We start from the raw sequence: 17,340 nt of genomic DNA, 5'->3' as shown, positions 1-17,340 counted from the left end.
ACGGTGGTGCGGTGGCTCCCCCGGCGGACGAAGCCGACGACGCCCCGCACGCGGCGCCAGAAACGCCGGACGCGGGGGTCAGACGCCGGCGTAGGAGTGCAGGCCGTTCGCCACCAGGTTGACGCCGAACAGGTTGACCAGCATGGTGCCCCAGCCGATCACGGCGATCCAGGACGTCACCCGGCGGCTCACGCTCGGGGTTGACCGCGCGTGCAGGTAGCCGGCGTACACGACCCAGGCGATGAAGGACCAGATCTCCTTCGGGTCCCAGTTCCAGTACCGGCCCCAGGCCGCCTCGGCCCAGATCGCGCCCGAGATCACGCCGAAGGTCCAGATCGGGAAGCCGAACGCGTGGACCCGGAAGGTCACGCGCTCCAGGGTCGCGGCGGCCGGGAGGCGCTCGCCCAGGGAGTACGGGAAGCGGGTCTTGCCGGCGTCGTAGCCCATGCGGATCAGGTGCATCGCGGCGGCCACGAAGCCGACCAGGAAGATGCCCGACGACGTCGACGCGGCGCCCACGTGGATGACCAGCCAGTAGGAGTGCAGGGCCGGCACCAGGGGGCCGACCGGCACGTAGAGGCTCATGCCGGCGACCGACAGCAGGACCGCGGCGACCAGGGTGACGAACAGGCCCAGGTGGCGCAGGTTGGGCAGGCGGACCATCGTGAACAGCCAGGCCGTCATGCCCACCGCGGTGGCCATCATGACGAACTCGTACATGTTGCCCCAGGGGGCGCGGTCCGCGGCGATGCCCCGCGTGACCAGGGCGCCCACGTGGGCCAGGTAGCCCAGCACCATGAGGACGACCGCGGTGATGCCGGCCCGGCGAGCGCCGGGGGAGGGAGCCGAGACGACCTCTTCGGCCGCGACCTCCGACGAGACGCCACCGCCGCCCACGGTTGCCAGCTCCCGCACGGCCAAGCGGGCGACCACGCCGCGGCCGCCGAAGGCATACTCAACCGCGTAGGCCATCATCGCCAGCACGTAGCTGAAAATCGTGACCACCAACAGCTGGTTCGACAACCCGCCCATCACACAACCTCCTCGACGGACTCAGTCTGCGCCACCTGCTCCGGCACCGAAGCGGCGGGGGCGGCCGCGCGCACGATCTCGGCGAACTCCTCGGCGAAGCCGGGGTGGTCGCTGCGCGGCAGGCCGCCGGCCGTGATGCCGGTGGGTGCGATGCGGAAGAAGACCCGGCGGCGCTTGCCCGACAGCGAGCCGAGCAGGCCGGCGAGCAGCGCGATGGCGCCGCCCAGCACGATCGGCTGGCCGGGGTCGTGGCGCACCGAGATGCTGATCCACTGGCGGGTGCCGACGAACTGCACGGTGGTGCCGTCGGGCAGGGTCGCGCTCTGGCCGGGCTTGAGCATCAGCGGGTCGCCGAACTTCGCGAGCCGTCCGGCCTCGATCTGGCGGGTGTCGAGGGTGTAGACGGACAAGGGGGCGCCCGCGTCGAAGCCGAGCACTCCGCGGTACGGCTGCAACATGAGGCGGGGATCGTTCTCGGCCGGGAACGCGGAGGAGTTGACGGACGGGTCGGACGGGACCGTGGGCAGGTAGATGCCCGAGAATCCGATCTGCGCCTTGTCGTCGCGGGTGTGCGTCTCCGGGTTGATGTTCACGTCCGGGAACGTGGCCACGCCCTGGCTGGTGAGCAGGCCGTCCGAGGGCAGGAAGTTCGACACGTTCTCCGAGGTCTTGCCGTACTTGTCGGTGTACCGCAGGATCGGCGCGTACCCGTGCCCGAGCAGCGACACGTTCGCCCCGTCGAGGCGCAACGGGTCGTTGACCTGCAGTCGGCGCTCGGAAGACTTGCCGTTCTCGGTCACGTGGACGTCGGCCTTGTACGTCACCGGCTGCCCGTTGTCGAGGTAGCTCGCGGTGAACTTGTCCAGCCGCAGGCAGAACCGGGGCAGGTCGTTCTCGCCGACCTGGGCGCCCAGCGCGTGCTCGTCGTAGTTGAGCAGCGTGTTGCAGAAGGCGAAGTCGTCGCCCTCCACCAGCAGGCGGTTGCCGTGCCAGCCGAACCACGAGCCGAACGCGACGCCGAAGAGCAGCGACAGCAGGGCGGAGTGGAAGACCAGGTTGCCGGTCTCCTTCAGGTAGCCCTTCTCGGCCGAGATCTCCAGCACCTCGCCGTCCTTGCGCACCGTGGTGCGGAAGCGGCGCTTGCGCAGCACGCGACGGATGCGGTCGGCGTCCTCGGCGGTCCCCGACCCGGCGAGCACGGCGTGCTGCGGCAGCCGCTCGAAACGAGCGGGAGCTTTCGGCGGTACCTTCACCAGCGCGACGAAGTGCTGCCGGAACCGCGGCACCAGGCACCCGACGAGCGAGACGAACAGCAGCAGGTAGATCGCCGAGAACCAGGGCGAGCCGTACACGTCGAAGAACGAGAGCCGGTCGAGCGTCGGCCCCCACTGCTTGTGCGTGTCGAGATAGGTGTCGACCTTCTCCGGCGACACGTTGCGCTGCGGCAGCACCGAGCCCGGGATCGCGGCCACGGCGAGCAGGAACAGCAGCACCAGGGCGGTGCGCATGCTGGTCAGCTGACGCCAGGCGCGGCGGCTTACGGCGACGGCGGTGTGGTAGAGCCAGCGCATCAGATCGGCACCGTTCCGGCCGGGCCGATGTTCGCCTGCAGGGCGGTCATGAGGTAGCTCCAGACGCCGGTGACCAGGGCGAGGCCGATCAGCACGAGCAGGGCGCCGCCGATGCGGGTCACCCAGCGGCTGTTGCGCCGGATGAACTTCACGACCCCGATGAGCCGCTGGAAGCCCAGCCCCATCGCGATGAACGGGATTCCGAGGCCGAGCGAGTACGCGACCGCGAGCGTGACCGCCCGGGCCTGCGAGCCGCTGGTCGAGCCGAGCGCGATCATCGCGCCGAGGGTCGGGCCGGTGCACGGCGCCCACGACAGCGCGAAGACCACGCCGAGCACGGGCGCGCCGACCAGGCCCGCGGAGGGCAGCCGCTGGATGCGCCACTGCCGCTCCAGGCCCGGCACCAGGCCCATGAAGGCCAGGCCGAGCACGATCACGGCGACGCCGACCACGATCTCGATCGTCCGGCGGTGCACGACCATCGTCATCGCGGCCTGGGTGGCGAGCACGATCAGCCCGACGAACACCACGCCGAAGCCCGCGACGAACAGGCCCACGCCGGCGAGCACCCGGCCGCGGCGCTTGCCGGAGTCGAGGTCCGCGCCGGCCAGGCCGGTGACGTAGGACAGGTAGCCCGGCACGAGCGGCAGGATGCACGGCGACAGGAAGCTGACCAACCCGGCGAGCGCGGCCACCCCGATGGCCAGCAGCAGGGGACCGCTCGCGGCGACCGAGCCGGCGTCCATCAGGCCTTCTCGGCCAGCAGGTCGCGAACGACCGGTTCGAGCAGCGCCTGGTCGACCTCGGAGCGCATGACGGCCGCGATGCGCCCGGCCTTGTCGATCACCAGCGTGGCGGGGATCGAGTTCGGCGGCACGTCGAAGTTGAGCGCGAGCGATCCGGACGGGTCGAAGATGCTGCCGTACGTCGGCTTGATGTCGGCCAGGTACGCCTCGGCCGGGTCGCGCTGGTCGCGGATGTTGACCCCGATGAAGGTGACGCCCTGGGACTTGGTCGCCGCGAGCACCTTCTCCAGCTCGGGGGCCTCGGAGCGGCAGGGCGGGCAGTACGAGGCCCAGAAGTTCACGACCACGACCTGGCCCTTGTGCTGGGCCAGCTCGAACCGGCCGGAGCCGTCCATGAGCTCGCCGCCCATGGTGGGCGCCGCGACCCGCTTGGCCACGTCGATCTTGCGGCTGCCGAGGGCGTTCTTTGGTGTGCTGCTGGTGCAGGCGGCCAGGAACAGCACGAGCACCAGCACGAGGGCCCGGCGCATCTCAGGCGCCCTTGGCGTTGCGGGCCGAGGCCGACAGGGCGACCAGGTGCGCGGCCGGCTCCGAGTAGGCGATGCCGACGATCTTCGTGTCGTCGAAGTGGAAGCTGGTGAGGCTGGCCAGCGAGCACTCGCGGCGCCGCGGGTCGTGCCAGAGCCGCTTCTTCTCGACGTGCCGGCGTAGCGTCCAGATCGGCAGCTGGTGCGAGACGCACACGGCCTCGTGCCCATCCGCCGCCTCGCGGGCGGTGAGGATGGCCTGATACATCCGCGCCGCGATGACGTTGTAGGGCTCGCCCCAGGACGGGGTCCTCGGGTCACGCAGCACCCACCAGTTGCGCGGGTCCTTGAGCGAACCGTCGCCGACGCCGACCTGCTTGCCCTCGAAGAAGTTCGCGCTCTCGATCAGCCGCTCGTCGACCGCCACCGGCAGCCCGAGCTGCTCGGCGAACGGCTCGGCGGTCTGCTGCGCGCGCTCCAGCGGGCTCGCGACCAGGTGCGTGATGTCGTGGCCGGCCAGCGACTCGGCCGCGGCCTTGGCCATCTGCACGCCGAGCTCGGAGAGCCGGAAGCCGGGCAGGCGCCCGTAGAGGATCTTCGTCGGGTTGTAGACCTCACCGTGGCGCAGCACGTGGACGATCGTCTTCATGCCGCCACCCGCGCCGCCGCCCGGGCCGCGTGCGGCAGGGCCGCCTCGAGCACGCCGAGCGCCTCGTCGTCGATCGCGGTGGAGACGAACCAGGACTCGTACGCGCTCGGCGGCAGGTAGACGCCGCGCGAGAGCATCTCGTGGAAGAAGGCCCGGAACGCGGCCACGTCCTGCGTCTGCGCCTCGGCGAACGAGTGCACCGGCCGGTCGGTGAAGAAGATCGAGAACATGCTGCCGGCCGTGGACAGCACGTGCGGTACACCCGCAGCGGCCAGGGCATCGGAGGCCAGCTTCGACACCGTCGCGGCGGTGGCGTCCAGGCGCTCGTAGACGTCCGGGGTCGCCAGCCGGAGGGTCGCGAGGCCCGCCGCGCACGCCAGCGGATTGCCGGAGAGGGTTCCGGCTTGGTACACCGGGCCGGCCGGGGCGAGCCGCGACATGATCTCGGTCCGTCCGCCGAACGCCGCGGCCGGCATGCCGCCGCCCATGACCTTGCCGAACGTGTAGAGGTCGGCGTCCACGGGCTCGAGCCCGGCCCAGCCGCCGCGGCTGACCCGGAACCCGGTCATGACCTCGTCGAGGATGAGCAGGGCGCCGTGGCGGTGCGCGAGCTCGGCGAGCTTCGCGTTGAACCCGTCGCGGGGCGCGACCACGCCCATGTTGCCGGCGGCGGCCTCGGTGATCACCGCGGCGATCTGGTCCCCGTGGGCCGCGAAGGCCTCCTCGAGCGCGGCGACGTCGTTGTACGGCAGGACGATCGTGTCGCCCGCGGCCGCACCCGTGACGCCGGGCGAGTCCGGCAGGGCCAGCGTGGCCACCCCGGACCCGGCCGCGACGAGCAGCGCGTCGACGTGCCCGTGGTAGCAACCGGCGAACTTGATCACCTTGGGCCGCCCGGTGAACCCGCGCGCCAGGCGCAGGGCGCTCATCGTCGCCTCGGTGCCCGAGTTGACCAGGCGCACCTGGTCGATCGGGGTCCGGGCGACGATCTCCTCGGCGAGGGCGACCTCGCCGGGCGTCGGGGTGCCGAAGCTGGTGCCGCGCGCGGCGGCCTCGGTGATGGCGGCGATGACCTCGGGGTGGGCGTGGCCGAGGATCAGCGGCCCCCACGAGCAGACGAGGTCCAGGTAGCGCCGGCCGTCGGCGTCGGTGAGCCAGCAGCCGGAGCCGCCGACCATGAAGCGCGGGGTGCCCCCGACCGCCCGGAAGGCCCGGACAGGTGAATTCACCCCACCCGGCACGATGGCCTGGGCACGGTCGAACAGGGCCTGCGAGGCCGGCGCGTCGCCCGAAAACGGGCCGAGACCGGCGGTGTCAATATCGGTCACAGCCTGCCCATTCTGACAGCCGCTCCGGGCGTGCGACGCGCGGCCCTCGGGCCCGTGTGCCCGACACCACTGCCAGGCCTGATCAGATATAGGCTGGTGTCGTGGATCGACCCGATCTCTCCGTATCCGTGCGCCGTGCACCGAGCGAGACCGTCGTGTCGCTGACCGGTGAGATCGACATGTCGACCGTTCCCCGCCTGGCCGCGGCCGTGGACGACGTGCTGAACGAGCCGCCGGCGCGCGTAGTGCTCGACATGGCGGGCGTGACGTTCTGTGACTCCCAGGGCCTCGGGACGCTGGTGGTGCTGAGCCGCAAGGCCACCCTGGCGCAGAGCTACCTGGTGCTGGTCAACGTGGGCGCGTTCCTGATCCGGGTGCTGGACATCACCGGGCTGCGCAACGCGCTGATGATCCAGGAGGTCTAGAACCGCGCGCGCGTCTTCGCCAGCGCGGCCATCGCCTTCTCCACCTGCTCCCGGCCGAGCTCGCCGTCGGCCGCCAGCGCGCCCTTGAGCAGCGCGGTGGCCTCGTCCACGGCCAGGCCGGCCGCGCGCAGCTCGGCCTCGCGCACCCGCACGAGCTCCGACTGGGCCGCGAGCTGCTGCGTCATCGTCCAGAGCTCGACGAAGACGGAGACCTTGGCGCGCAGCACCCACGGGTCGAACGGCTTCGTGAGGTAGTCCACGGCCCCGGCCGCGTAGCCGCGCAGGGCGAGGTGAGAGTCCCGGTCGGCGGCCGTGAGGAAGATGATCGGCACGTGCCGGGTCTTCTCGCGGCGCTTGATGTGGCGGGCGGTCTCGAAGCCGTCCATCGTGGGCATCTGGGCGTCGAGCAGGATCAGCGCGAAGTCGTCCACGAGCAGCCGCTTGAGCGCGTCCTCGCCGCTGTCCGCCCCGACCGTCTGCACCGGAAGGCCCTGCAGGATCGCCTCGAGGGCCAGCAGGTTGTCCCGCCGGTCGTCGACGAGCAGCACCTTCGCGGGCCGGTCCGGTCCAGTCACCACAGCAACCTACACCCAGCGGCTGGGTCGGGGTGGATGGTCGGGCAGCGGCTGACCCCGTCCGACCTCCACTTCGATACAGGCCTCAGACGGCCCGCCCCTCCCCGTTCACCCACGCGGCCATGACGTCGAGCAACTCGTCCAGATCGACCGGCTTGGTGATGTAGTCGCTGGCCCCCGCGGCGAGGGACGACTCGCGGTCGCCCGGCATCGCCTTGGCGGTCAGGAACACCACCGGCAGCTCCGCGAAGCGGCGGTTGCGGCGGATCGCGCGGGTCGTCTCGTTGCCGTCCTGGTCGGGCATCATCGCGTCCATCAGCACGATGTCGACGTCGGGGTGCTCGGAGAGGATGCGCACGCCGTCGGCGCCGTTGTCCGCGTAGAGCACCGTCATCCCGTGCAGCTCCAGCGCGCTGGTGAGGGCGAAGACGTTGCGCACGTCGTCGTCGACGATGAGCACGGTGGCGCCGTCGAGCTGGTGGGCCGCGGCGGTGGTCGAGCGGCGATCCGCCGACGGCAGCGAGCGCAGCATCGGCGGGGCCGAGGGCATCGGCCGGTTCGCCGGCGGCAGCGCCTGCGACTGGATCGGCAGCGACGGGTGCAGCGACTGGTGCAGCTGCTGGTGCAGGGTCGGCGTGACCTCGGTCGCGATGACGTCGGGCAGGTAGAGCGTGAACGTCGCACCGTGCCCGACCTGCGAGGTCACCCCGATCGCGCCGCCGAGCAGGCGGGCGAGCTCGCGGCTGATCGACAGGCCGAGACCGGTTCCGCCGTACTTCCGGCTGGTCGTCCCGTCCGCCTGCTGGAACGCCTCGAAGATGAGCGCCACCTTGTCGTCCGAGATGCCGATGCCGGTGTCGGAGACGGCGAACTGGATCACTCGGCGGGCCCCGGCGAGCGTCGGCGCCTGGAAGTCCAGGCCGGCCGGGGCGACCCCGATGGCCAGCGTCACCGTGCCGTGGTCGGTGAACTTGACGGCGTTGGAGACCAGGTTGCGCAGGATCTGCTGGAGCCGCTGCGGGTCGGTGACGATGGCCGGGGGCAGCGCGATGTCGGTGGCCACGGTGAAGTCCAGGCCCTTGTCCTCGGCCTGCGGGGCGAAGGCCTGCTCGACGTACGCCCGGATCTCATCGAACGAGACCTCACCCGGCTCGACGTCCATCCGGCCCGCCTCGATCTTGGACAGGTCGAGGATGTCGTCGATGAGCGCGAGCAGGTCGGAGCCGGCGTTGTGGATCGTCGCCGCGAACTCGATCTGCCGTGCGGTCAGGTTGGTGTCCGGGTTGTCGGCCAGCAGCCGGGACAGCAGCAGCATCGAGTTGAGCGGGGTCCGCAGCTCGTGGCTCATGTTGGCCAGGAACTCCGACTTGTACTGCGACGCCTGCGCGAGCTGCTGCGCCTTCTCCTCCAGGCCGAGCCGCGCCATCTCGATCTCGCGGTTCTGCTTCTCGATGTTGCCCTTCTGCTCTGACAGCAGCGTCGCCTTCTCCTCCAGCTCGGCGTTGGTTCGCTGCAGCTCGGCCGACTGGTCCTGCAGCTCCTCGGTGAGCCGCTGCGACTGGGACAGCAGCTCCTCCGTGCGCCGGTTGGCCAGGATCGTCTTGAGCGCGACGCCGATGGTGACCACGAGCCGGTCGAGGAAGGACAGGTGCAGGTCGCTGAACGGCGAGACGCTGCCGAACTCGATCACGCCGAGCGGCTCGCCCTCGAAGAGCACCGGCAGCACGACGAGGTCGGCCGGGGCCGTCTCGGTCACGCCGGAGCGCACCCGCAGGCGCGCCTCGGGCGCGGCCTGCATGCGGATCGCCCGGCGGGACAGCGACGCCTGGCCGATGAGGCCCTCGCCGGGCGCGAAGCTGATGTCGGCGCCGGGGGCGACGTAGCCGTACGAGGCCTCGAGGCGCAGCCGCAGCCCGATCTCCGGGTCGGCGCCGGACAGGAAGAACGCGCCGATCTGGGCGTCGACCAGGGGCGTCACCTCGGCCATGATCATGCGGCAGACCTCGCCGAGGTCGCGCTGGCCCTGCAGCAGGCCGCCGACGCGGGCCAGGTTGGAGTCCAGCCAGCCCTGCTCCGCGTTCTTCTTCGTGGTCTCGCGGAGCGTGACGATCATCTGGTTGATGTTGTCCTTGAGCTCGGCCACCTCGCCGAGCGCCTCGACCGCGATCCGCTGGGTCAGGTCGCCGCGGGTCACCGCGGTGGACACCTGCGAGATGGCGCGCAGCTGCGTGGTCAGCGTCGAGGCGAGCTGGTTCACGTTCTCGGTCAGGTCCCGCCAGGTGCCGGAGACGCCCTTCACCTGGGCCTGGCCGCCGAGCTTGCCCTCCGAGCCGACCTCGCGGGCCACGCGGGTGACCTCGTCGGCGAAGGACGAGAGCTGGTCGACCATGGTGTTGACGGTCGACTTCAGCTCCAGGATCTCGCCGTGCGCGTCGACGGTGATCTTCTGCGACAGGTCGCCGCGGGCCACGGCCGTCGTCACCTGGGCGATGTTGCGGACCTGGCTGGTCAGGTTGGACGCCATCGAGTTGACGTTGTCGGTGAGGTCGCGCCAGGTGCCGGAGACGCCCTTCACCTGGGCCTGGCCGCCGAGCTTGCCCTCGGTGCCGACCTCGCGGGCCACGCGGGTGACCTCGTCGGCGAAGGACGAGAGCTGGTCGACCATGGTGTTGACGGTCGACTTCAGCTCCAGGATCTCGCCCTGGGCGTCGACCGTGATCTTCTGCGACAGGTCGCCCCGGGCCACGGCCGTCGCGACCTGCGAGATGTTGCGGACCTGGGCGGTGAGGTTCGAGCCCATGAAGTTCACGTTGTCGGTCAGGTCGCGCCAGGTGCCGGCCACCCCGCGCACCTGGGCCTGACCGCCGAGCTTGCCTTCGGTGCCGACCTCGCGGGCCACGCGGGTGACCTCGTCGGCGAAGGACGAGAGCTGGTCGACCATCGTGTTGACGGTCGACTTCAGCTCCAGGATCTCGCCGCGGGCGTCGACCGTGATCTTCTGCGAGAGGTCGCCGCGGGCCACCGCGGTCGCGACCTGGGCGATGTTGCGGACCTGGCTGGTCAGGTTCGAGGCCATGAAGTTGACGTTGTCGGTGAGGTCGCGCCAGGTGCCGGCGACGCCGGTGACCTGGGCCTGGCCGCCGAGTTTGCCTTCGGTGCCGACCTCGCGGGCCACGCGGGTGACCTCGTCGGCGAACGAGGAGAGCTGGTCGACCATCGTGTTCACGGTGCTCTTGAGCTCGAGGATCTCGCCGCGGGCGTCGACCGTGATCTTCTGTGAGAGGTCGCCCCGCGCGACCGCCGTGGACACCTGGGCGATGTTCCGCACCTGGCTGGTCAGGTTCGAGGCCATGAAGTTGACGTTGTCGGTGAGGTCCCGCCAGGTGCCGGCGACGCCGGTGACCTGGGCCTGGCCGCCCAGCTTGCCTTCGGTGCCGACCTCGCGGGCCACACGCGTGACCTCGTCGGCGAACGACGAGAGCTGGTCGACCATCGTGTTCACGGTGTCCTTGAGCTCCAGGATCTCGCCCTGGGCGGCCACCGTGATCTTCTGAGAGAGGTCGCCCCGGGCCACCGCGGTCGCGACCTGGGCGATGTTGCGGACCTGGCTGGTCAGGTTGGACGCCATCGAGTTGACGTTGTCGGTCAGGTCCTTCCAGGTGCCGGCCACGCCGGGCACCTCCGCCTGGCCGCCCAGGTTGCCCTCGGTGCCGACCTCGCGGGCCACCCGGGTCACCTGCTCGGCGAAGATCCGCAGCGTGTCGACCAGGGAGTTGATCGTCTCCGACAGCTCGGCGATCTCGCCCTTCGCGCTCACCGTGATCTTCTGCGACAGGTCGCCGCGGGCCACCGCCGTCGCCGCCGTCGAGATCGACCGCACCTGCCCCGTGAGGTTGGCGGCCATCGAGTTCACCGAGTCCGTGAGGTCCCGCCAGGTGCCGGCGACGCCGGTGACCTGGGCCTGGCCGCCCAGCTTGCCTTCGGTGCCGACCTCGCGGGCCACCCGCGTGACCTCGTCGGCGAACGACGAGAGCTGGTCGACCATCGTGTTCACGGTGCGGCCGATGGTGAGGAACTCGCCCCGCAGCGGCCGCCCGTCGATCTCCAGGGCCAGTTGCTGCGACAGGTCACCCTCGGCCACCGCCACGATCACGCGGGCGATCTCGGTGGTCGGGCGGCCGAGGTCGTCGATGAGCGAGTTGACCGCGCGGATGTGGTCGAGCCACGCCCCCTCGAAGCCCTCCTCGTCGAGCCGCTCGGTCATCCGGCCCTCGCGGCCGACGACCCGGCTGATCCGCAGCAGCTCGCGATTTTGGCGCTGCTTGGTCTCGGCGAGCCTGTTGAAGCGCTCGACCACCTCGCCCGGCAGCCCGTCGCGCCGGCTCAACCTGATCTTCAGGTTGCCGGACAGCATCTGGTCAAGCGCCTTGGACAGCTCCTCGAGGAGCAGCGTTTCCGGACTCTTCCGGGTGACTTCGTCGACTGTGGTCATGGCGTCTCCACCGGTCTCGGGGGCAGGCGGTGTCCACCCATCGTCGTCCTTCAGGTTGGATTGTTACCACCGTTCAGTGGAGACTGCGAGATGTGACAACCCAGACCGTCCGGAGGCTCAGGCTCCCGGCCGACCATAGCTCTCCCGGTCTGGCCCGCGAGGCGATCCGGACGATCGCGCACGAACGGGACCTCCTCCCGGTGCTCGACGAGGCCTTGCTGCTCGTCACCGAGCTCACCACCAACAGTGTCGTGCACGCCGGGACCGAGGTCGACCTAGAGATCACCGCGAGCGACACCTCGCTCACCGTCGCCGTGCTGGACTTCAGCCCCGGCGTCGTCACGCCAAGATCCTTGGAGACCGGCGGCGAGCTGCCTGAGCGCGGGCGCGGCCTGCTCCTCGTCGAGCAGATGGCCACGGCCTGGGGCACCGTGCACTTCTCCGGCGGCAAGGGCGTCTGGTTCCGCCTCGACGTCACGCCGGTCGATCTCCCCGACGTGCCCTCGTTCGACCTGCCCTCCGCCGTGGACTCGCTGATCTGGTCCGGCACCGGCGTCTCGCTGGAGGAGCTCGCCGAGGAGCTGCTGCAGCGGCTGTGCCGGGCGATCGGGGCCCAGGGCGCGGCGCTCACCGTGGACGAGGGCGACGGGCCGCACACCGTCACGGCGTACGGTCGCGTCGGCGGCGAGACCCAGTCGGCCGGCGGCGGATCTGGCCGCCGGGTGCCGCTGCGCGTGGCCCGCCCGTGGCGCGCCGAGCTGTTCGTAGCCGGGGGAGTGAACAGCCCCTATGCGCTGCCGCTCACCGCCCTGGCCGCCGACCGGCTCACGCTGCTGGTCGAGAACCACCGGCTGCGCCGCGTCGACGCCGATCGCCGGACGTGGCTGACGTTCCTCGCCGACGCGAGCGAGCTGCTGGCCCAGTCCCTGGACGTCGAGCTCACGCTGGCGCTGATCCCGCGGCTGGTGGTGCCGCGGCTCGGGCAGTGGTCCGCCATCCACGCCGTGGACGCCGGGGGCGAGCTGCGCCTGGCCGCGGCCACGCACGCCGACGAGTCCCAGGTCGCCGGCCTCCTCGACGCCCTCGCCCAGGCCGCGCCGCAGCTCAAGGAGGCGATGGGGACCGACGCCGTGGTGCCGCTCGGTGCTCCCCTGGAGGGCTACATCGTCGCGCTCATCGCCCGCAACCAGCACCTCGGCACGCTGGTGGTCGGCGGCAAGGGGGACACCTGGCAGCGCGCCGAGGAGGTGGCCGTCGTCGAGGACGTCGCCCGCCGCGCCGCGCTCGCCATCGACAACGCCAACATCCACGCCGAGCGCCGCCGCGTGGCCCAGACCCTCCAGCGCTCGCTGCTGCCTCCCCAGCTGCCGAAGGCCGAGGGGGTCGAGTTCGGCGCCGAGTACGTGCCCACGGGCGAGGGCGTCGACGTCGGCGGCGACTTCTACGACGTGGTGTCGCTCTCCGCCCGCCGCTGGATGGTCGTCGTCGGCGACGTCTCCGGCAAGGGCGTGCAGGCCGCGACCGTGACCGGCCTGGTCCGCGACGTGACCAGGGTCCTCGTCCGCGACGGGCGGCCGCTGCCCGAGGTGCTCGTACGGCTGAACGAGACCCTGCTCGAGCGCGGCGGCGGGCGGTTCTGCACGCTCTGCCTGGCCCAGATCCTGCGCCGCGGGGACAACCGGCTCGACGTGACGCTCCACCTCGCCGGGCACGACCAGCCGGTTCTGCTGCGCGCCGACGGCAGCACGGAGCTGGTCGGCGCCTGCGGCACTGCCCTGGGCCTGCTCGACACCATCAACACCCCGCGCAGCCAGGTCCTGCTCGACCCCGGCGACACGCTGATCTTCTTCACCGACGGGGTTACCGAGCGGCGCCGCGGCATCGACCTGTTCGGGGTCGAACGGCTGCGCGAGGAGGCGGCGAACCTGGCCGGCTTCCCGGCGGACGTGGTGGCGGCGCGGCTGCGGGCGCGGACGCTGAGCTATTCGCCGGAGATCCCGCGGGACGACATCGCCATCTTCGCGGTGCGTAACGACGCCTGACGCTTTCCGCCGCTTCGCCCGCGCTTTCCGCCGCTTCGCCCGCGCGTTCGCCGCTTCACCGGCGCGTTTCCCGCTTCGCTGGCGTGCTTCCGACTCGCGGACGTGCCCCCGTTACCCCCCCGCTTCGTCGGCGCGCTCCCCGCTTTGCTGGCTTTTAGCGCCTTTCGTGGCCAACTGTCACGTTTGTGCCGTTTTTCGCCCTAATCTTCTTATCCGCGGTGGTTTGTCACACGGTCGTCGTTCAGGCCACCCAGCCGGAGTGCAGAAAGTGGGCGGCGAGCACGCCCTGTGTGCTCAGGAACGTGGCGAGCACGGCGCGGTCCAGCCAGGGGCGCCGCCCGAGCGCGCCGAGGGCCATGAACGCGGGGAACACCTCGAGCCCGATGCGGGACGCGGAGTAGAGCGGATACGGGATATCGCTCGTGTACCGGCTGGGAAAGCTCACCATGAACGCCACCAGCGCCAGGCCGAGCATCGGGTAGATCGCCTGGTCCAGCGTTCGTCTCAGCCAGGGGATCAGCAACACGGCGAGGGTCGCGACCGTTGTGAGTTCGAGGACGTTGTGGGCCCAGATCTCCGTGAACCACGGGCCGGCGTGCCGGGCGGCGTTCATGGGTGCCACCCAGGGCCAGGTCAGGTGGCGGCCCCAGTGCGCGGCCTGGGTGTGGGAGAACGCGAGCGGGTCGCCGTACGCCTTCTGGTTCACGATCATCACCGCGCCGAGCCCGCACGGGATGCCGATAAAAGCGCATATTTCAGACCAGTGCCGCAGATTTCCGGTGCCTCTGAGCTTTCCGGCGCCCCTGCGCTTGGCGGTGGCGCTGAGCTTTTCGGCAGCGTTGAGCTTTCCGGCGCCCTCGAGCTTCTCGGCGGCGTTGAGCCTTTCGGTGGTGCTGAGCTTTTCGGCGGCCCCGAGCCGGAAGGCGGGGATGCCGCGGTGCACCCGCACGTACTCGAACGCGAAGGCCGCCGCGAGCAGGATTCCCGCCGAGCGGGTGGTCGCGGCCAGGGCGCCCAGCGCGGCGGCGGACCACCAGAGGCGGCGGCGCAGGCAGTACACGGTCGCGAGCATGAGCGCGAGGAACAGGCCCTCGTTGTAGGCGGCGCTCAGGAAGAAGCCGGTCGGGAACGCGACGAGGTAGAACGTCGCGCGGGCGGCGGCGGCTCGGCCGAGTTCGAGGTCTGTGAGGCGGTACAAGAGGATGAGCGCGGCCAGCAGGGCTCCGTTGGCGACGAGCAGCGCCGCGACCCAGGCCCGGCCGAGGCACAGGGGCGTGGCGGCTCGGATGAGGAGCGGGTAGAGCGGGAAGAAGGCCGCAGGCGAGGCGTCGGGCGTGGGCTGGTAGCCGTGCTCGGCGATCGCGACGAACCACTTGGAGTCCCACTGCGACGCCCACAGCCGGGCCACCTGGCTGGGCGTCCTGTGCGGCTGCTGGTCGCCGATCCACGCGAACACGGAGACGGCCGCGAGGCCGGCCCGGCTCGCGGCGAAGGCTCCGCCGCCGACGAGTGCCGCCCGCCGCCAAGGACGGTCCCCGGCCGCGTCCGGTTCGCTACCGGCGCTGGTCGGCCGCCTCTGACCGGGAGCCTTCCGGCGCCTATGGTGCGCGGCCGTCGATGCGCCGGGCTGGGTCGCCGCCGCCGTCTCGGCCGCGTTCGGCTGGGTCGCCGTCTCCGTCTGTGCCGCGTTCGGCTGGGTCGCCGTCTCCGTCTGTGCCGCGTTCGGCTGGGCCGCCGTCATCGTCTCGGCCGCGCTCGGGCGGGCCGCTGCCGCCGTCTGCCCGGCGTTCGGCTGGGTCGCCGTCGCTGCCCCCGCCGCGCTCGGGTTGAGCGTCGGGTTCGTCGTGCTCGGCTCGCCCGGCGGCTCCGTCGTCGGAGTCGCGGGCGGAGGCGGGCTCGGGTCAGCCGGTGGCGCCACTGGCGGCCCGGATGCGGTCCAGGGCGACGGCGACGTCGGCCGGGCGGGCGTTCAGGTCGTACGTGCTGAGCAGGTGCAGGTTGTCGCCCGTGTCGATCTCCAGGAACTCGCTGCGCAGGCCCGCGCGGGTGCGCGACTCGAGCCGGACGCGCTCGATCTCGGGCCAGGCCAGGTGGCGGTGGCCCGCGTAGCCCGACACGACCGTCACGCCGTCGGGGTCCGCGGCGAGGCGGACGGGCGCGAGGAGGTCGCGCAGCGCGTAGGCCCCGGCGACGATGGCCGCGACGATGGCCGCGCTCAGGGCCGGTCGGTCCTCGGCGAGGAACGCGGCGCCGAGTGCGAGCGCGACCGTGACCGCGCACTTGAGGGCCGTGAAGCCGGGCGAGACCCGCCACCGCATGGTCGTCGGCTCGGGGCCGTCCGGCTCATCGGCGGCGGGCTGCTCGGAGAAGGCACCGCTGCGCATCCGCACATCCCTACGATTACGCGACCCAGCCGCCCCGCACGAAGTAAGCGGCCAGAATCGCCTGCAGCATGAAGAAGAGGGCGATCACGATCCGATCGAGCCAAGGCCACGCCCCGATGCGCGCCAGGATCATGAACGCCGGGAAGACCTCGAGACCGAAGCGCGAGGCCGAGTACAGCGGATATGGCATGTGCGACGACGGGAAGCTGATCATGAGCAGCGTGAGCCCGATGCCGACCAGGGGCAGCACCCACTGGTCGCGCCGCAGCCGCCACGGCCCGACGAAGCACAGCACGAGCAGCGCGATGCACGCGAGCGCGGTCGCCAGCTCCAGCAGGTTGTGCACCCACACGTCGCTGAAGCCGAAGCGCAGGCCGAACCCGCTGTGCAGCGACTGGAACCCGCGCCAGACCGGCGCCCACGGCCAGTCCAGGTGCCGTCCCCAGTAGCGCTGGGCCTTCAGGAACGCGAACGGCTCCCCGTACGCGTTCATCGAGAACGCCGCGACGCCGGCCACCCCGACCGGGACGAGCAGCACCGCGAGCGCGCTACTGCGCAGTTTGAAGCGATTGACGCGGACGTACTCCCACACGAACGCCGCCGCCAGCAGCACCCCGGCGGACCGGGTGAAGACCGCGAGCCCGCCGAACGCGCCGGCCCACCACCAGTGCTGCTGGCGCAGGCAGTACAGCGACGCAAGCATGAGCCCGATGAACAGCCCCTCGTTGTAGCCCGCGGTCAGGAAGAACGCGGTCGGGAACGCCACCAGGTAGAGCACCGTGCGGCCGGCCACGACGCGATCGAGCTCGCGCTCGGTGAGCCGGTAGAGCACCACCAGCGCCCCGAACGACGCGAGGTTGGCGACGAGCAACGCGGCCACCCACGGCTTGCCGAGGCAGAGCGGGGTGAGCGCGCGGATGAGCATCGGGTACATCGGGAAGAACGCGGCGGGCGCCTTGTCCGGATCCGGGTAGTACCCGCGCTGCGCGATGTCGATGAACCACTTCGAGTCCCACTGCGAGGCCCACTGCGCCGCGATGTACGTCGTCGTGACGTTGGGCCGCTTCTCCCCGATCCACGAGAACGCCGTGACGACCGCGAGCGCGATCTTGCTGGCGGCGAAGATCCCGAATCCGGCGAGCAATGCCCGCCGCCACGGCCGATCCCCGCCCGCAGTCGCGCTGCTCTTCGGCCCCGTCGGCACTTCGTCGTCCGGCGCCGCTTCCAGGGAGGCCCGTCCGTCCGCCACCGCGCCCGTCGCTGCCCGGCCCGGCCCCGCCGTCTGGTCGGCCGTCGACCGCGTGAGCGCCGCCGGCAGCCGTTCGGACACGGCGGCGGACGATACACCCGCAGAGGACCCAGCCGTGGAAGACACAGCTGCGGAGGACCCAGCCGCGGGAGATGCGGTGGGAAGCGACTCGGCGATAGAGGGAGACTCTGCCGTGTCCGGGGCGGTGCGGGGACGAGCGGCGGCGAGCGACTCCGCGGCCGACGACAGTCCGCTGGCGGGCGCCCCAGCCCGTGCGGGGGACGTCGACTCCGCGGCCGACGACGGTCCCGCGGCGGCAG

Annotated in this window: 13 protein-coding genes; 2 read left to right on the top strand and 11 right to left on the bottom strand. The window is 71.4% G+C overall.

The window, feature by feature from the left end; all coding sequences use genetic code 11:
- Nucleotides 1-78 precede the first annotated feature (78 nt).
- Genes ccsB through hemL form a run of 6 tightly spaced genes read right to left on the bottom strand, consistent with a single transcriptional unit; the run spans nucleotide 79 to nucleotide 5,853 of the window.
- Nucleotides 79-1,032 carry a c-type cytochrome biogenesis protein CcsB gene (ccsB, locus tag ABT369_RS04510; protein WP_350610268.1) on the bottom strand — a complete coding sequence of 318 codons (954 nt, stop codon included), beginning with the start codon at nucleotides 1,030-1,032 and terminating at the stop codon, nucleotides 79-81.
- Complete coding sequence (gene resB, locus ABT369_RS04505; protein ID WP_502891701.1) at nucleotides 1,032-2,666, bottom strand: cytochrome c biogenesis protein ResB; 1,635 nt, start codon at nucleotides 2,664-2,666, stop codon at nucleotides 1,032-1,034. The genes ccsB and resB overlap by 1 nt, the downstream gene beginning before the upstream one ends.
- Nucleotides 2,603-3,349, bottom strand: a complete 747-nt coding sequence (locus ABT369_RS04500; RefSeq protein ID WP_350610266.1) for a cytochrome c biogenesis CcdA family protein — start codon at nucleotides 3,347-3,349, stop codon at nucleotides 2,603-2,605. The genes resB and ABT369_RS04500 overlap by 64 nt, the downstream gene beginning before the upstream one ends.
- Nucleotides 3,349-3,879 (bottom strand): TlpA family protein disulfide reductase, encoded by a 531-nt coding sequence (locus ABT369_RS04495; protein ID WP_350610265.1) that lies wholly within the window; start codon nucleotides 3,877-3,879, stop codon nucleotides 3,349-3,351. The genes ABT369_RS04500 and ABT369_RS04495 overlap by 1 nt, the downstream gene beginning before the upstream one ends.
- Nucleotide 3,880: 1 nt before the next feature.
- Nucleotides 3,881-4,525, bottom strand: a complete 645-nt coding sequence (locus ABT369_RS04490; RefSeq protein WP_350610264.1) for a histidine phosphatase family protein — start codon at nucleotides 4,523-4,525, stop codon at nucleotides 3,881-3,883.
- Nucleotides 4,522-5,853: a glutamate-1-semialdehyde 2,1-aminomutase gene (gene hemL / locus ABT369_RS04485; protein WP_350610263.1), complete on the bottom strand. Its 1,332-nt coding sequence runs from the start codon at nucleotides 5,851-5,853 to the stop codon at nucleotides 4,522-4,524. Before hemL ends, ABT369_RS04490 begins: the two co-directional genes overlap by 4 nt.
- A 101-nt stretch (nucleotides 5,854-5,954) precedes the next feature.
- Here hemL and ABT369_RS04480 point away from each other — a divergent pair, with 101 nt between their 5' ends.
- Nucleotides 5,955-6,278: an STAS domain-containing protein gene (locus ABT369_RS04480; protein ID WP_223100440.1), complete on the top strand. Its 324-nt coding sequence runs from the start codon at nucleotides 5,955-5,957 to the stop codon at nucleotides 6,276-6,278.
- On the opposite strand, the gene ABT369_RS04475 is transcribed toward ABT369_RS04480, so the two are convergent.
- Both ABT369_RS04475 and ABT369_RS04470 read right to left on the bottom strand, forming a co-directional pair.
- Nucleotides 6,275-6,853, bottom strand: coding sequence for a response regulator (locus tag ABT369_RS04475; RefSeq protein WP_350610262.1), 579 nt, complete (start codon nucleotides 6,851-6,853; stop codon nucleotides 6,275-6,277). The genes ABT369_RS04480 and ABT369_RS04475 overlap by 4 nt on opposite strands.
- Nucleotides 6,854-6,938: 85 nt before the next feature.
- Nucleotides 6,939-11,345 carry a HAMP domain-containing protein gene (locus ABT369_RS04470; RefSeq protein WP_350610261.1) on the bottom strand — a complete coding sequence of 1,469 codons (4,407 nt, stop codon included), beginning with the start codon at nucleotides 11,343-11,345 and terminating at the stop codon, nucleotides 6,939-6,941.
- Between the two features lie 92 nt (nucleotides 11,346-11,437).
- Between ABT369_RS04470 and ABT369_RS04465 the strand changes: the two genes are divergently transcribed.
- On the top strand, nucleotides 11,438-13,387 hold the full coding sequence (locus ABT369_RS04465) for a SpoIIE family protein phosphatase (RefSeq protein WP_350610260.1): 1,950 nt from the start codon (nucleotides 11,438-11,440) through the stop codon (nucleotides 13,385-13,387).
- 241 nt (nucleotides 13,388-13,628) lie between these two features.
- On the opposite strand, the gene ABT369_RS04460 is transcribed toward ABT369_RS04465, so the two are convergent.
- Genes ABT369_RS04460 through ABT369_RS04450 form a run of 3 tightly spaced genes read right to left on the bottom strand, consistent with a single transcriptional unit; the run spans nucleotide 13,629 to nucleotide 17,101 of the window.
- Entirely contained in the window at nucleotides 13,629-15,305 is a 1,677-nt protein-coding gene (locus tag ABT369_RS04460) for a mannosyltransferase family protein (RefSeq protein ID WP_350610259.1), read from the bottom strand.
- Nucleotides 15,289-15,771: a PH domain-containing protein gene (locus ABT369_RS04455; protein ID WP_350610258.1), complete on the bottom strand. Its 483-nt coding sequence runs from the start codon at nucleotides 15,769-15,771 to the stop codon at nucleotides 15,289-15,291. Before ABT369_RS04455 ends, ABT369_RS04460 begins: the two co-directional genes overlap by 17 nt.
- A gap of 16 nt (nucleotides 15,772-15,787) precedes the next feature.
- Nucleotides 15,788-17,101, bottom strand: coding sequence for a glycosyltransferase 87 family protein (locus tag ABT369_RS04450; RefSeq protein WP_350610257.1), 1,314 nt, complete (start codon nucleotides 17,099-17,101; stop codon nucleotides 15,788-15,790).
- Between the last annotated feature and the right edge of the window lie 239 nt (nucleotides 17,102-17,340).

The organism is Dactylosporangium sp. NPDC000244 (assembly GCF_040300725.1).
GTDB lineage: Bacteria > Actinomycetota > Actinomycetes > Mycobacteriales > Micromonosporaceae > Dactylosporangium.
This window is presented reverse-complemented; position numbering and strand designations above follow the sequence as displayed.